Here is a 15,126-nt window from a genome sequence, read left to right on the forward strand (position 1 = left end):
TACTGCCTCCTACTTTACGAAATAAACCCAGTGAAACAACGATCCTATTACTTTCCCAAGCACAAGAGCAACGAGTAAAACAATAATCTCCCCCTCTACCCCTACTCGTTTAGCTAAAATAGGTAGAACATTTAACACCTCTGTTAATGCCGCAGCGAGCATTCCAATGAACGTACCACAAAATAGCCCTAATATAACGAGCCAATATTGCGACGTTTGAAGTGTAATGTTTTTCAAACTGCACCAAGCCCCTGTTAAAGTACCTGCAATGACTGCCCACTCAAAATATTGAATATGCTTTCCACTTCTCGTTAATTGAGCTAAACGAGGGATTATACCAAGTACAGCTAAAAATGCGACATATCCGCTACCTACCGCTATCCCTCCAGCTAAACCAATTAAAATAACAAACCCAGACTCAATCATCGGCAAGTTGTTTCATATTATCCTTGTTTTCATTAACGATTACATACTGATCAAGTGACTGTTGGTATTGAAACATCTCAACTTCTAACGGACTCGGCTCTTCATTAATTCGTTTTTGAAATACATGATTAAAGAATAGAACCATCCCTAAACCAAGACCTAAAGAATAAGGAATTTGAAATAAAAGTGGTTGTGCATTAAATTCTCCAGTAATCATGTAATATAACCGTTGATGTACTTGTTGCATACTTACATCCTCATGGAAATAAATGATTGCAAGAGCTGCTCCAATGAAAAGTAAAAGCCATACAAGCCCGAAAAAAATTGGGTGTGCCTTCTTTTTTTCGTATATAATTTCAACAAGAGTTTGTCCGGAACCGAGTAAATTAATTTGTACGTGAGATGCTTTCTGTTGAATAATCTCAATTACTTTCATAACATCAATTACAACATGCGTCTTATCATGCGCTGTTATTTTGTAAACTATCTCATTTTGTAACAACTCAACTACGGAAGAATCTCCGGCAAGTTGAGCAACATCGCCCAGCTTTACTTCATAAGTAGGAGAAACTTTTAAACGATTGCGCATTTTAATATAAATCGTTTGTTCCAACTTTCATTCACCTCTTCACTCTTCCTCGTAGTTGTAGTATGGTTATTGAATTTTTTTCTAATACAATTTTTTCATAAAAAAACATCTGCACCATTTTGGTACAGATGTTTTTTACTTATGCCTTTTTCTTAAATAAGTTTGCAATACTTAATGCAAGCCCTCCCCAAATGACTACTATTCCAATAACCATCATCATAATCGCTGATCCACTCATTATGAAACACCTCGATCTTTCCATTCTTTTTCAAGCTTGGCAGAATCCGAATGAATTTGTGCATCCCATTTTTTCAGGCCAATGATTATTGCAACTATGAGGAATGCTGCTGCTATCGACCAACCATACGTTACAACAAACTCAGTCGGATAATCTCCGTAGTTCTTTTTAATATTTTGGATTGTACCATCAATTAGCATATACCCTAACATAAGCGGAGTAATAACGAGTAAACTCACTCTCCAAAACGTTCCTAATTTAATATCAGATACAAAGTTTGCATGATTTTGATAAACTGGTAAACGGCGTAAAATGAGCCCTATCGTAACTACTTCCGCAAGTGCAATTGTAATTAATCCGAAATTATTAGCGAAATAGTCGACAACATCTAAGAACATAAGTCCACCACGTGTTGCAAAAACAAGAGAAACTAACACGAGAAGGGTTCCCATAATTCCAATAGTTTTTTCCCGACTTAAACTGAATTTTTCAGATACAGCGGCAAAGCATACTTCCGCGAGTGAAATAAGTGATGTAATTCCAGCAACCGTTAACGATAAGAAAAATAAAACACCAAACAACGGTGACATCGGCAATTCATTAATAATTTGAGGAAATACTACGAACGCAAGCCCAACGCCAGCACTTGCTACTTTATCAACCGGTACTCCCATATTATTTGCCATAAATCCAAGAGCTGCAAAGACCCCCATACCTGCTAATAATTCAAATCCTGAGTTTGCAAATCCAGTAATAAAGGCATTATTTGTTGTATCCGAATTTTTTGGTAAATAACTAGAATACGTAATCATAATTCCAAATGCTAAAGATAAACTAAAGAATATTTGACCGTAAGCAGCAAGCCATACTTTCCCATCAAAAATACGACTCCAATCTGGTTTAAAGAATGCATCTAGTCCTTGCATAGCACCTTCCATCGTCACTGCACGAACAACAATAATAAGGAACATAACAACTAATAAAGGAATAAATATACGGTTAACAACTTCGATTCCTTTTTTAACTCCTTTAAATGCAACGCCAAGCACAATAATCCAAACGAGAGCTAACGGAATTAATACTTCTGGTACAAGTCCTCCAAATTGTCCTGGCTTATCTGCAACATGTAAGTACTCTTTAAATAAAAATGATTGCGTGTCTTTTCCCCATGCTCCAGTAATTGCAAAGTATGTATACGATATAGACCAAGCAATAATCACTGCATAATATGTTGAAACAATAAATGTTACGCACATTTGCCACCATCCAATAAATTCTGCACGCGGGCTAATACGGAAAAATGTAAGTGGTGCTGAGCCACGATGACGATGACCAAGGGCAAACTCAAACGCTAACAATGAAATACCAGTCGTTAATAATGCAAATAAATACGGTAAAAAGAATGCTCCTCCTCCATTTTCATACGCTGTATAAGGAAAACGCCATATGTTTCCTAATCCAACGGCAGATCCGACCGCTGCGAAAATAAATCCAGCTCTCGTTCCCCATTGTTGCCTCGTTTCCATGTTTCCTTCCCCCTTTATGACAAGTTCATACTTGGATTATATTTTAAATTGACTAAATTATCAATAAATTCTGTTAATTTTTGCAAAAATTAACATCTCTCTCCTATTAACGGCATAAAAAAATCGAATAGACAATTATTCGTCTATTCGATCTTTCATCTGTTTTAATATTTTCTTTTCAAGTCTTGAAACTTGTACTTGCGAAATGCCTATGCGCTCGGCTACTTCTGACTGTGTTTGATCTTTATAGTAACGCAAGTATACAATTAAGCGCTCTCGTTCATCTAGTTCTCTAATCGCTTCTTTTAAAGCAATTTTATCGAACCATTTCGTTTCAGATTGATCTGCAATTTGATCTAAAATAGTGATTGGATCTCCATCGTTTTCATATACAGTTTCATGTATAGATGAAGGGGCCCGGCTCGCTTCTTGTGCTAGAACAACTTCCTCTGGCGTTAGTTCTAGTGCCTCTGCCACTTCATTAATCGTTGGAGCCCTTCCGAATTCTTTCGAAAGCTCATCTCTCATCTTTCGAATTTTGTTTCCGGTTTCTTTTAAAGACCTACTAACTTTCACTGATCCATCATCGCGTAAGAAACGTTGTATTTCACCAATAATCATTGGAACTGCATATGTTGAAAATTTCACGTCGAAAGATAAATCAAATTTATCTACCGATTTCAAGAGTCCAATACATCCAATTTGAAATAGGTCGTCTGGTTCGTATCCTCGATTAAGAAACCGCTGTACAACCGACCAAACGAGGCGCATATTACTTTGAACGATTGTATCTCTCGCTTGTTGATCTCCATCTTGACTTTTTTGAATTAACGCTTTTAGCTCGTGGTCCTTTAACTGAGGTTTCTTCTTCTCATTTTTGACCTCTATGTCCATAGGCTATTCTCCTTAATTGCATAGAGCGTTACTATTTGATAAGTATTTTGTCAAATGGATTGTTGTCCCGAAAGATTCGTTTGAAATAACTTCTACTTCATCCATAAAATTTTCCATGATAGTAAATCCCATTCCGGAACGCTCTAATTCAGGTTTAGTTGTAAAAAGGGGTTGTCTCGCTTCATCTAAGTTAAAGATTCCAATCCCTTCATCTCGAATCGTGAGTTTCACCATTGCTTCTTCCAAAATTACAGAAATATAAACAATACCTTCTGCATTTCCTTCGTATCCATGAATAATTGCATTTGTAACCGCTTCTGACACAACTGTTTTAATCTCCGTTAATTCTTCCATCGTTGGATCTAGTTGTGCAATGAAAGCCGCCACTGTAACGCGAGCGAATGATTCATTTTGACTTAATGCTGAAAATTGAAGGTTCATTTCATTTCTCATCTATGCCACCCCCAACGTCGCGAGCGCGTGCGCTTCACTTTCTTCTAAGCGAACGATTTTGAATAAGCCCGACATTTCAAATAAACGCTTAACAGGCGGTGAAATTGCACAAACAACCATTTCTCCACCTAATCCCTTTACGTGTTTATATCGGCCTAATATAACACCTAGACCAGAACTATCCATAAACGATAAGTTCTCTAGGCTCAAAACAATATGATGAACACCATGTGTCTCAATCATATCTGTTACTTTCGTTCGCAACTCTTCAGCCGTATGATGATCTAATTCACCCTCTAGTCTCACACATAGGACGTCACGTTTTACTTCTAATTGCATGGAAAGACTCACACGATTTCCTCCTTATGCTCAAACTTTACTTATTCACATACATAAAGATTTTCGTGATATAAAATAAGAATCCTTCCTGCTGACAAAAGAAGAACTATTTCGTCATAAAGTGAAACCTTTCAGCATTATTCACTTACATACGAATAGAAAAGCGGCAAAATATTTGCCGCTATTTTGATGTTGAAAACATCCCAAAACTTCTTTTAAATAACTCCCACCAGCTCGCTGCAGCAACATCTTCTTTTGCTATAATTGTTTGTTTTAATAAAACATCTTTATCTTTTTTTATAACAAGGGTGCCAAGCGCGTCACCTTTTTTAATCGGTGCTTTTACTTTCTTTTCAGCAATTACTTCTTGTTTTACCTTGTCCATATTCTCGCCCTTCTTCATAAGAAGAGAAACATTATCTGACGCAACTAAATCTACTTTTTCTTTTTTCCCTTTTCCTACTTGAACTGTCTTAATTTTTTCGCCGCGCGTATACAATTTCTTTGTCATATATTGTCCAAATGCATAGTCAAGAAGCTTTGTCACTTGGTTGTTCCGTTCTTTTGATGTTGGTGCTCCCATGACAACTGAAATGACACGCATACCATTTTTTTCAGCCGATGCTGTTAAACAATATTTCGCTTCTGTCGTAAAACCTGTTTTTACTCCATCTACGCCAGGATAAAAACGTACTAGTTTATTCGTATTAACGAGCCAAAACTTTTTATCCGTATCTTCACGTAAATAATCTTCGTACTTACCTGTGTATTTACGAATAAGTGGATACTTCATCAATTCTCTCGCCATTATAGCCATATCATTTGCTGTCGAATAATGGTCTTTGGCCGGAAGACCTGTTGGATTTTGAAAATGTGTATTTTTCAGCCCTAAATCTTTCGCCTTTTTGTTCATCATATTTACAAATCCTTCTTCTGAACCTGCGATGTGCTCGGCTACTGCAACAGATGCGTCATTTCCAGATGCAATTGCAATACCCTTTAACATCTCATTTACAGTCATCTCTTCCCCAGGTTCTAAAAAGATTTGCGATCCACCCATTGAAGCTGCATGTTCGCTTGCTCTAACTTTATCGGTCAGTTTTAGTTTTCCTTTTTCAACTTGTTCCATAATTAAAAGCATTGTCATAATCTTTGTCATACTAGCAGGTGGTAATTTTTCATTTGGGTTTTTATCAAATAAAACTTTACCTGTATCTTGCTCAATTACGATTGCTGACGACGCTTGTTCCGCTAACTTCGGCGTTGTTTCTTCTGTTTTCTCCTGCTTCGTTTTTTCAGATTGCGCAAAACTCACTGAAGTTCCAGAAAGCAATAACATGAAACAAACAAGTATTCCAAAAACTCGCTTCATGACTAACCCTCCATTCTATATCAGACCTATTTTTTCCAATTCTCCTTTTTTTAATACCAATTTTTTCTATTATTTTCAGTTGACAAATACATTCGTCCCCTATATTGTATTAAGTGTATTACACGCAGTAGTACACTTAATACATATGAGGAAGGAGACATTGCTCTTGCATATTCAACTTGACCCAAGAAGCAACACTCCGATATGGGAACAAATTGTTCAAAATATAAAAGAACTCGTATTGAAAAACATGTTGGCTCCAAGTGATAAACTTCCTTCTGTACGCGAACTCGCTTCTTTACTCGTTATAAATCCAAATACAGTGAGTAAAGCGTATCAAGAGTTAGAGCGACAAGGAATTATTGAAACGTTACGAGGAAAAGGAACATTTGTATCCCAATCGATTACCCCAACATTAGACGAAAGGAAAATCGCTATGGTTGAAAAGCAATTTCATCAATTACTATTAGAAGCCTCTTATCTTGGTATTACGAAAGATAAAATTCATGATTGGATAGATTCATACTATAAAGAGATTGGAGGGAATACGGATGTTGAAAGTGACAAGCTTGAAGAAAACAATTGATAATCAAACAATTTTAGACGATGTTTCTTTCACATTACAAAGAGGTAGTATCATCGGATTACTTGGAAGAAATGGTGCGGGGAAAACAACTTTATTACGAACGATAGTCGGCATTTTAGACCCAGATGAGGGAACTGTTACATATGAGGATATCGACATTCATAAGAATCCTGAAACGAAACAAAAAATCGTATATGTCCCGGATTCTACTAACATACTGAACGGTTATACAGTAAAAGAAATCGTGAAGTTTTATAAAGCAGTTTATACAGCATTTGATGAACCATATTTCTACGAACTACTAGAACGTTTCAACTTACCAAACAAACGAATTCGTAGTTATTCAAAAGGAATGAAGGCACTGCTTGCCATCATTTTAGCTGTTGCTGCACAGGCAGAATATATTATTTTAGATGAACCAACAAACGGACTTGATCCTATCGTTAAAAGGCAGATTTTACAGTTTCTCGTTGGAGAAGTTGCAGAAAAAGAGATTACCATTTTCATATCTACCCATCATTTAGATGAAGTTGAACAAATTGCAGATACAATCATCATATTAAAAGGACATACCGTATCTTCTATTACATCGCTAGACGATGCAAAATCACAATTTGCTAAAATCCAAGTAGCTTATGAACGTTCACTACCTCAAAAACTAGAAAACTTAAGCAATATTAAAATATTAAATCAAACGGGAAAAGTATATACGATTTTAATTGAAGGAAATGTAGCTGTAACGCTTGAGAAGTTTTATAAAGAGCAACCTATACTCATTGAAGAATTAACAATGTCACTTGAAGATGTCTTCGTTACGACACTGGAGGAGGATGGGTATGTTTCATAAGGTGTTGTGGATGTGGAATTGGAAGCGTGGGAAATATGCTGTGTTACTTTTTCTCTTCAGTTCACTTTATTTTTTATCTTTCGAATACTATCAAGCAGCAGAAACTCAACAGTCTCTCTTTCTCCATCCAGAAAAAATAGGTGAAGAAAAGTTCTACTATCATTATTCTTTTCATTCTTCTAATAGCTTTTTGTTAGGTATTATTACAATTATCCTATCCTGTATATTAATTGGCTGGGAGCGAAGTAATCAAAATGGAGATTCACTTATGACATTTCCATTTAAAAGACGTGATATGTTCTTATCGAAGTGGGTTTTTGGTGGATTTTTCATTGTACTATCATTTCTAATCAATTGGGGTCTTATGTATTTTATTTATAAATCTACGATTCACTTTGAATATCAATCTTTCGAACCGTTTCATCGATATTTCTTGTATGCAATTTTCACATATATCGCTATCTATACTGTCTCTTTATGTATAGGTACATTTACTGGCAGTATTATTTCACAAAGCATCTTCAGCATTACTTTTTGCATAATGGGAATGGGAATCTTTTCACTCTTACTCCTTTTCTTTACAGCTCATGCTGAAGCAATACACGAAAATAAAAGTTATACAAGTTTCGAAAACGTTTATAAATTCAATAAAAAAACCAACATTTCAAGCGCTATATTAGACTTTTCAATTAGTTATAATTACCACCCTACTGCCCAATCAGATGAAGATCATGGAAAAGTAATACAAAGGGGACCTACTTTTCATAGTTATTACTCTGCAAAAATAATACTTGTTCCTATCTTCTATACAATTTTCAGTTTGCTTATTGGGATGTTTCTCTATGCAAGGTCACCTAATGAACATAATAAGAAAATTTTCCTTTTTCCAAAATACAACTCACTCTGGATGTGGTGTACTACCTTTTATTTTGCATTAATAGGTGGGCAAATGTTAAAACGTTTTGATTTATTATTTAGTTACTATGTTGGATTCTTTTTATTTGGAATCGTCACTTATTTTATATTATCACGTCTTACAAACTATAAAGTTTTTTAAAGGAGAGATCCTATGTTTCAAAAAGCATTATGGGTGCATACCTACAAACAAAGTAAATATATTGTTTGGCTACTTTGGTTAGTAAGTTTTTATGTACTATTATATAAATACTATTTAGCAGCTGCCGAGCAATTAAAATATTTTCATGAACATAATGAATGGAAATATATATACCGATACCATTATCAACTTTCACTTCCCGATGCTATCATGGTTCAAGGAGGACTCCTTATTATATTAGCGTGCATTCTTATTGGATGGGAACGTCAAAATCAATCAAGTGACATTTTATGGTCTATGCCATTTAAACGAAAACATCTCTTCATAACGAAATGGCTTTTTGGTGTGTGTAATATTGTAGCTATCGTTATACTAAATTGGGGGCTTTTTGCTATTATGAAAAAGACAACCTTTCATAATAAGTATCAAATATTTTCACCATTTCATACTTACTTCTTGTACATGGTTATCATCTTAATTGCTATCTATACACTTGCATTATGCATAGGAACAATTGCTGGTAATATGATTTCACAAGGATTCTTCAGTGTTGCTATACTTGGATTCCCTTTTATTTTGCCGACTCTAATTGCCGGAGCTATTTCTATTCATACGGTTGGACTTACTTCCAATCATACCGTCTATACGGAGGAAAATGTAGATCGTTACGGTTCAGTAATAGAAAAAATGAGTATTTTAGCGCCCGTTCGTGGATTCAATATTAATTTTAATTACGATCCTCAACGTGCTTATACTGATCAACAAGGCGTACGTCATGATGAACCTAATTTTACGTATATTCCTTCAGCAACAAAACTTACCGGTCCAATTGCAAATATACTTATTCTATTCCCTTTAGGAATGTACTTATATACAAGATCACCTAATGAACAAAACGGAAACTTTCTATTATATCCGAAGCTTAAAACACTATGTATGATATGTTGTGTAATCTTTATTGGAATGTTTGGAGGAATGGCAGCGGGCGGAAGTCGTTCTATCTTAAATTATTATATTGGTTTTATAGGGACCAGTACGATAGTCTACCTACTATTATCTCGCTTATTAAAATTTAAATTTTCTTGGCGTGTGAAATAACCTCCTCTTAAAGAGGAGGTTATTTTACATTCTCTCTCCTATCCCCATACACCATCTCTTCTTTCATCCCAAATCCATCACCATTTTGCACAATTTGCTCTGTCGGTGCAACTACACTTTCGGCAATTTTCCATTCCCCACGCTCTTTTACGAATACTTGTAGAAAATAGTTCATGCCATCTAATTGATATGCATTTTCTTTTTTCACATTATAGTGAATCGCAATGTAGTACACTTGAATGTTTTCTTTCCCTATTTTTGATACGTATTGCGATAGTCTCGGTATATAAAGTGCTGCTTTCTGAAAAGATAGTTGCTTCGCTTTAACAAGCGATGAACTTGTTACATTACGTAATGTGTCCCGATTACGAATATTATCGCTATGGTGGAATAATACTGCGTTTTGCATAGAACGAACCCATAATTTCGAATATAAGACTGTATTATCGTTTTCGATGTACTTCACTTCTTTTCGCACCACTTGGATAGGCGTATCTGCGTACGTGAATGTTTGAAAACAGAAAAAACTACCAAATAAAATGGTAAGTGCAGCAATATATTTCATAATCTTTCCTCCGATCTTTTAATTAAAGTATCGGAGTTTCAAAATATTTTTATTCAAAAGAAAAAGGATAGGAGTGCTTTCGCTTCCTATCCTCATTTATTATAATACGCGGCCAAATAGTTCTAAGACCATTTCTATTTCTTGGTCGCTCCAACCTTTAAATCTCTCTTTATAATATTCTTTACGCACAGCTTCAAGTTTTTCAGTTACTTCTCTTCCGTGCTCTGTAATTTCTAAGTACACGATTCGACGATCTGAATTAGAACGTTTTCTTTCTACTAATCCTTTTCGTACGAGACGATCTGTAACAGCTGTAATATGACTGGAGGTTACGTTTACTTCACTCGCAATTTGCGAAGCCATCTGTGGACTGTTTAAAAATAACGCACGTAATACAGAAAATTCATTATATGGCATATGTTCTGCAAAACGTGTATTAATATCATTTTGTAATAAACGTATCATTTTTCGAAATGATGCAGATAAATCTAAAATCAGCGTTTCTCTTTTTTCGTTCAATAGCCTCGTCCCTTTTTTATCATATTTACACATATTATAATCTATAAATACCTATGTTGTATATGCTTTCTTTCCTCAACATTCTCATTTATGTAACTTTTTTCATATAAATTTCTTTTTTGTTCACACATATACATATAAAAAGGATGGTGATGGAAAATGCAGGGTGGAATGAATCCTTATTTACACAACGTACGCACTGCTAATACTGGTAAAGAAGCTACTATTACTGTACAAGGAGAAGGTGTTGTAAAAGCAAAACCGAATGTTGTTATATTAACACTCGGCATTCGAACAGATGATAAAAATGTAAAACAGGCTCAAGAAGAAAATGCAGTGCAATCCAAACAATTGCTGGATGCACTTAAACAGCTTGGTATTGCCGATAAAGATATAGAGACGATTTCTTATACAATTACTCCTCAATACGAATATGTAAATGATAAAGCATTGCTGCAAGGATACCGTGTAGAGCATTTGTATGAAATTACCGTTTTAAATGTACAAAAAGCTGGGGAAGTATATGATATAGCCGTTTCAAATGGAGCAAATGTAGCAAAAGGGTTACGTTTCCGAGTATCTCATCCAAATAAATATTATGAGCAAGCTCTCATTCAAGCTCTGCACCAGGCAGTAGAAAAAGCTCGTGCTATTGCGAGTACATATAATTTAAATATTAATCCCGTTCCCCTCTCATTCGTTGAAGAATCTGCCCAATTACCAAGGGAGGTTACGTCTTATGCTACTTTACATGCGCAAGCAGCTCCACCCATTCAATCGGGAGAGTTAGAAATTATTTCAACAATACGGGCAATTTTTACGTATTTATAAATAATTTCATTTATAAGTAAACGTTATCATTTTCCTTGTTGTAAAAACATGATGTTCTGATATAATAAAGGACGGTGAGCTCTTACGAAAGAGATATCACGGGTGGGAGAGGGATATGAAAAAGAAGGTTTAACATGAAAGGAATACTTGAAAGAACATTTAAATTAGGTTTACACGAAACATCACCAAAACAAGAAGTTTTAGCTGGAGTTACGTCATTTTTCACGATCGTATATATTATGATTGTAAATGCGTCAATTTTATCCGATGCTGGCATTCCTCTTGAAGCTGGAATTTTAGCAACTGTTTTCAGTTCATTTGTCGGATGTCTACTCATGGCATTTTGGGCAAATGCACCTGCTATTCTTGTCCCTGGTATGGGTGTAAATGCATTCTTCACGTACACAGCTGTGCATACGCTTGGACTAACTTGGCAAGAAGCATTGGCTGCTGTCTTTATCTCTGGTATTATTTTTGCAATTGCCGCTTTTACACCAATCGCTCGCGTGCTATCAGTATCAATTCCAAAGTCATTAAAGGAAGCAATTACTGTCGGCATCGGATTATTTTTAGCGTTTATCGGATTGCAAAAAGGTGGTTTAGTCGTTTCGAACCCAAATACTGCTGTTGCAATGGGTAAATTAAGTAACCCTGTCGTTCTTGCGACCGTGCTTACTCTTATCGTTGCACTTGTACTATTTATTCGTAACGTACGTGGAAACTTTTTATGGACGATTGCAATAGGAACTGGTATTGCATGGCTATTTGGCCTTGTTGATACAAGTCAAATCGGAAATAGTTCATTCTCATTCGCTAATTACGGCGATGTGTTTGGAGCTATGTCATTTGGCAAACTTTCTTCCTTACCGTTTTGGATTGCAACATTCTCCTTAAGCATGGTGCTTATTTTTGAGAACATGGGACTTCTGCACGGTTTATTAGAAGATGACCGTAAATTCCCACGTGCTTACCAAGCCAATGCAATTTCAGCAATGACATGTGGTCTATTTGGCACAAGCCCTACCGTATCAACAGTAGAGAGTGCCGCAGGTATTACTGCAGGCGGAAAGACAGGTCTGACGTCTATCGTTACGGGGTTGTTATTCTTTGCATCATTGTTTGCACTTCCGTTTGTCAAACTAATTCCTGATAGTGCCATTGCACCAATCTTAATTATTATTGGCGGCCTGATGATTACAAGCATTCAGCAAATTCCTCTGAACGATTTTTCAGAAGGATTTCCAGCGTTCTTAATTATCGTCATGATCCCGCTCACATATAGTATCGCTGATGGCATTGCGTTCGGATTTATTGCTTACCCTATCTTAAAAGTTGCTCTTGGAAAGCGTAAAGAAGTCGCACCATCTATGTATATCATTACATGCTTATTCTTAGCTATGTTTGTATTACATGCTATTGGTTAAGAAAAAACACCGGGGAAATCCTCGGTGTTTTTTACTTAAACCATCCTTTTTTATAAAACCAGGCCATCATTCCGCCGCCAATTAATGCCATTAGAAGAAGACAAATAAAATAACTATATTGTCCACCAAGCTCTGGCATATGCGTAAAGTTCATTCCATATACTCCCGCAATAAATGTTAATGGCATGAAAATAGTCGAGAATACAGTTAATGTTTTCATAATGTTATTCATATGATGTGAGTTTAATGAAAAATAACTATCCCGAATATCCGCCGTTAACTCTCGACTTGCCTCAATCATTTCCGTAAGTTTAAGTAAATGATCATGTATATCTTTAAAATAAATCTCATGATCACTTATACCGTAAAAACGAGTGGAATTCAAAATACGATACAATAAATCACGCATTGGAATAATTGTACGTCTTAACTTAGATAAATCTGCCCTAATATCAAATACTTCTTCTAGCAGGGCTCCTGCTGTCTCACCTGTTAAATTATCATCAATCGCATTTAAATGATCTTCAATGTAATATACAGGTGCGAAATAATCATCTACAATTTGATCAGTAATCGTATGTGCTACATGTAAAGGCCCTTTCTTAATCCGCCTCTTCTCACCAAGTGTTTTCCATACTCTTTCAATTGCATTATTATGAGAAAAATGGAAAGAAACAATATAGCGATCACTAACAAACAAATCAATTTCATGTGGTTCTAGCCCATCTTCTCCAAACGCGTGAAGAACTAAAAAGTTATATCCATCATAAAAATCAACTTTTGGCCTCTGTACATATTCTAGACAGTCTTCAATTGCAAGGGGATGGAACTTAAAATGGTCTTGCAGAATATATGTATACTCTTCTTTCGTTGGCTTATATAAATCTAGCCAATACCATACAATATGGTCTTTCTTTGTTTCTTCTAGAGAAACATCATATAATACTTCATCAGTTTTTGTTACTGCACAAATTCTAATCATAATTTCACCCATTATTATTATAAACAAAAAATAGTAAAAAAAGCCAAGGAGAAATCTCCTCAGCTTTTTTTTATTACTTCGTTACGATACCGTGTACTAAAGTTGGTGCATCTACGTGTTCTTTAGAGATCTTCATGTTCTCATAAATTTTCGCTTTTACATCTTCAACATTTTCGCGGTTTGTGTAAATTGTAACAAGGGATTCACCTTGCTTCACGCTATCGCCTACTTTTTTGCGCAGCATTAGACCAACTGCTAAATCAATTTTAGACTCTTTCGTTGCACGTCCTGCTCCTAAAAGCATTGCTGCTGTTCCGATTTCGTCTGCAACGATTTCTGATACATATCCGTCTTCTTTCGCTTCCACTTCAATTTTAAATTGTGCTTGTGGCAATTTAGAAGGGTCATCAACAACAGATGCGTCGCCACCTTGCGCTGATAAGAACGTTTTAAATGATTCTAGCGCTTTTCCGTTGTTCATTACTTCAATTAGCTTTTCACGTGCATCTTCTAAAGATGAAGCTTGTCCAGCAAGGTACACCATTTGACTTCCAAGTGTTAAACATAGCTCTTCTAAATCTTTCGGCCCTTTACCTTGTAATGTATCAATTGCTTCTTGTACTTCTAATGCGTTACCGATAGCTTCACCGAGTGGTTGACTCATATCAGAAATAACTGCCATCGTATTACGACCAACGTTATTACCGATGCGTACCATTGCTTCTGCTAAACGTTTTGCATCTTCATCCGTTTTCATAAATGCACCTGCTCCAGTTTTTACATCAAGAACAATTGCATCTGCACCAGCAGCAATTTTTTTACTCATAATCGAACTTGCAATAAGCGGAATTGAGTTTACTGTTGCTGTTACATCACGAAGTGCATATAACTTTTTATCAGCAGGTGTTAAGTTACCACTTTGGCCGATAACAGCGATTTTGTTTTCATTTACAAGACGCATGAATTCATCGTTTTCAATTTCCACATGGAATCCTGGAACTGCTTCTAATTTATCAATTGTACCACCAGTATGTCCTAAACCGCGTCCAGACATTTTCGCTACTGGTACACCTAAAGCAGCTACTAATGGACCTAATACAAGTGTCGTTGTATCACCAACACCACCTGTCGAATGCTTATCTACTTTTACACCTTCAATAGCTGATAAGTCGATTGTATCACCGCTATTTACCATTGCCATCGTTAAATCAGCACGCTCTTGATCGTTCATATCTTGGAAGAAAATTGCCATTGCAAGTGAACTTACTTGATAATCAGGAATATCACCATTTGTATATCCTTCAACAATAAAGTTAATTTCTTCTGTCGTTAATGCATGTCCGTCACGTTTTTTTGCAATTAGGTCCACCATTCTCATTG

At 35.8% G+C, this 15,126-nt stretch carries 18 protein-coding genes; 6 read left to right on the plus strand and 12 right to left on the minus strand.

Annotated elements, in window-relative coordinates; translation table 11 throughout:
• Nucleotides 1–9 precede the first annotated feature (9 nt).
• The 8 genes from spoVAB to dacF all read right to left on the minus strand — a co-directional run bounded on the left by spoVAB (nt 10) and on the right by dacF (nt 5,837).
• Nucleotides 10–426 (minus strand): stage V sporulation protein SpoVAB, encoded by a 417-nt coding sequence (gene spoVAB / locus ACQRBL_RS20245; RefSeq protein WP_411995659.1) that lies wholly within the window; start codon nt 424–426, stop codon nt 10–12.
• Nucleotides 419–1,039: a stage V sporulation protein AA gene (locus tag ACQRBL_RS20250; RefSeq protein ID WP_000438367.1), complete on the minus strand. Its 621-nt coding sequence runs from the start codon at nt 1,037–1,039 to the stop codon at nt 419–421. Before ACQRBL_RS20250 ends, spoVAB begins: the two co-directional genes overlap by 8 nt.
• Nucleotides 1,040–1,154: 115 nt before the next feature.
• Nucleotides 1,155–1,253 carry a methionine/alanine import family NSS transporter small subunit gene (locus ACQRBL_RS20255; protein WP_000016826.1) on the minus strand — a complete coding sequence of 33 codons (99 nt, stop codon included), beginning with the start codon at nt 1,251–1,253 and terminating at the stop codon, nt 1,155–1,157.
• Complete coding sequence (locus ACQRBL_RS20260; RefSeq protein WP_411995603.1) at nt 1,253–2,779, minus strand: sodium-dependent transporter; 1,527 nt, start codon at nt 2,777–2,779, stop codon at nt 1,253–1,255. The genes ACQRBL_RS20255 and ACQRBL_RS20260 overlap by 1 nt, the downstream gene beginning before the upstream one ends.
• Before the next feature lie 135 nt (nt 2,780–2,914).
• Entirely contained in the window at nt 2,915–3,673 is a 759-nt protein-coding gene (sigF, locus tag ACQRBL_RS20265) for an RNA polymerase sporulation sigma factor SigF (protein WP_000350729.1), read from the minus strand.
• A 12-nt stretch (nt 3,674–3,685) separates the two neighbouring features.
• Nucleotides 3,686–4,126 (minus strand): anti-sigma F factor, encoded by a 441-nt coding sequence (gene spoIIAB, locus ACQRBL_RS20270; protein WP_001243398.1) that lies wholly within the window; start codon nt 4,124–4,126, stop codon nt 3,686–3,688.
• The gene (gene spoIIAA, locus ACQRBL_RS20275; RefSeq protein WP_000059135.1) at nt 4,127–4,477 is read right to left on the minus strand and encodes an anti-sigma F factor antagonist; all 351 of its coding nucleotides are present in this window, start codon (nt 4,475–4,477) and stop codon (nt 4,127–4,129) included.
• 169 nt (nt 4,478–4,646) lie between these two features.
• Nucleotides 4,647–5,837 carry a serine-type D-Ala-D-Ala carboxypeptidase DacF gene (gene dacF / locus ACQRBL_RS20280; RefSeq protein ID WP_000831997.1) on the minus strand — a complete coding sequence of 397 codons (1,191 nt, stop codon included), beginning with the start codon at nt 5,835–5,837 and terminating at the stop codon, nt 4,647–4,649.
• A 166-nt stretch (nt 5,838–6,003) separates the two neighbouring features.
• Between dacF and ACQRBL_RS20285 the strand changes: the two genes are divergently transcribed.
• Genes ACQRBL_RS20285 through ACQRBL_RS20300 form a run of 4 tightly spaced genes read left to right on the plus strand, consistent with a single transcriptional unit; the run spans nt 6,004 to nt 9,425 of the window.
• A complete protein-coding gene (locus tag ACQRBL_RS20285; protein ID WP_000548027.1) occupies nt 6,004–6,423 on the plus strand; it encodes a GntR family transcriptional regulator in 420 nt (139 codons plus the stop codon).
• Nucleotides 6,389–7,270, plus strand: a complete 882-nt coding sequence (locus ACQRBL_RS20290; RefSeq protein ID WP_000922138.1) for an ABC transporter ATP-binding protein — start codon at nt 6,389–6,391, stop codon at nt 7,268–7,270. Before ACQRBL_RS20285 ends, ACQRBL_RS20290 begins: the two co-directional genes overlap by 35 nt.
• The gene (locus tag ACQRBL_RS20295) at nt 7,260–8,327 is read left to right on the plus strand and encodes an ABC transporter permease (RefSeq protein ID WP_411995604.1); all 1,068 of its coding nucleotides are present in this window, start codon (nt 7,260–7,262) and stop codon (nt 8,325–8,327) included. The genes ACQRBL_RS20290 and ACQRBL_RS20295 overlap by 11 nt, the downstream gene beginning before the upstream one ends.
• Nucleotides 8,328–8,339: 12 nt before the next feature.
• On the plus strand, nt 8,340–9,425 hold the full coding sequence (locus ACQRBL_RS20300; protein WP_411995605.1) for an ABC-2 transporter permease: 1,086 nt from the start codon (nt 8,340–8,342) through the stop codon (nt 9,423–9,425).
• Nucleotides 9,426–9,444: 19 nt separating this feature from the next.
• On the opposite strand, the gene ACQRBL_RS20305 is transcribed toward ACQRBL_RS20300, so the two are convergent.
• Together ACQRBL_RS20305 and ACQRBL_RS20310 are read right to left on the minus strand one after the other, a co-directional pair.
• On the minus strand, nt 9,445–9,990 hold the full coding sequence (locus tag ACQRBL_RS20305) for a hypothetical protein (protein ID WP_000873787.1): 546 nt from the start codon (nt 9,988–9,990) through the stop codon (nt 9,445–9,447).
• 99 nt (nt 9,991–10,089) lie between these two features.
• Nucleotides 10,090–10,509 carry a MarR family winged helix-turn-helix transcriptional regulator gene (locus tag ACQRBL_RS20310; RefSeq protein ID WP_001003307.1) on the minus strand — a complete coding sequence of 140 codons (420 nt, stop codon included), beginning with the start codon at nt 10,507–10,509 and terminating at the stop codon, nt 10,090–10,092.
• 159 nt (nt 10,510–10,668) lie between these two features.
• On the opposite strand from ACQRBL_RS20310, the gene ACQRBL_RS20315 reads away from it, so the two are divergent.
• Together ACQRBL_RS20315 and ACQRBL_RS20320 are read left to right on the plus strand one after the other, a co-directional pair.
• Nucleotides 10,669–11,340, plus strand: coding sequence for an SIMPL domain-containing protein (locus ACQRBL_RS20315; protein ID WP_001161449.1), 672 nt, complete (start codon nt 10,669–10,671; stop codon nt 11,338–11,340).
• Between the two features lie 134 nt (nt 11,341–11,474).
• Complete coding sequence (locus ACQRBL_RS20320; RefSeq protein ID WP_000676248.1) at nt 11,475–12,764, plus strand: NCS2 family permease; 1,290 nt, start codon at nt 11,475–11,477, stop codon at nt 12,762–12,764.
• A gap of 31 nt (nt 12,765–12,795) precedes the next feature.
• Here the strand turns inward: ACQRBL_RS20320 and corA are convergent, their stop codons facing one another.
• Together corA and ACQRBL_RS20330 are read right to left on the minus strand one after the other, a co-directional pair.
• Nucleotides 12,796–13,758: a magnesium/cobalt transporter CorA gene (corA, locus tag ACQRBL_RS20325; RefSeq protein ID WP_043924831.1), complete on the minus strand. Its 963-nt coding sequence runs from the start codon at nt 13,756–13,758 to the stop codon at nt 12,796–12,798.
• A 61-nt stretch (nt 13,759–13,819) separates the two neighbouring features.
• Nucleotides 13,820–15,124, minus strand: coding sequence for a pyrimidine-nucleoside phosphorylase (locus tag ACQRBL_RS20330; protein ID WP_078993985.1), 1,305 nt, complete (start codon nt 15,122–15,124; stop codon nt 13,820–13,822).
• Between the last annotated feature and the right edge of the window lie 2 nt (nt 15,125–15,126).

The sequence above is a fragment of the Bacillus sp. AF62 genome (assembly GCF_050312695.1).
Lineage (GTDB): Bacteria > Bacillota > Bacilli > Bacillales > Bacillaceae_G > Bacillus_A > Bacillus_A cereus.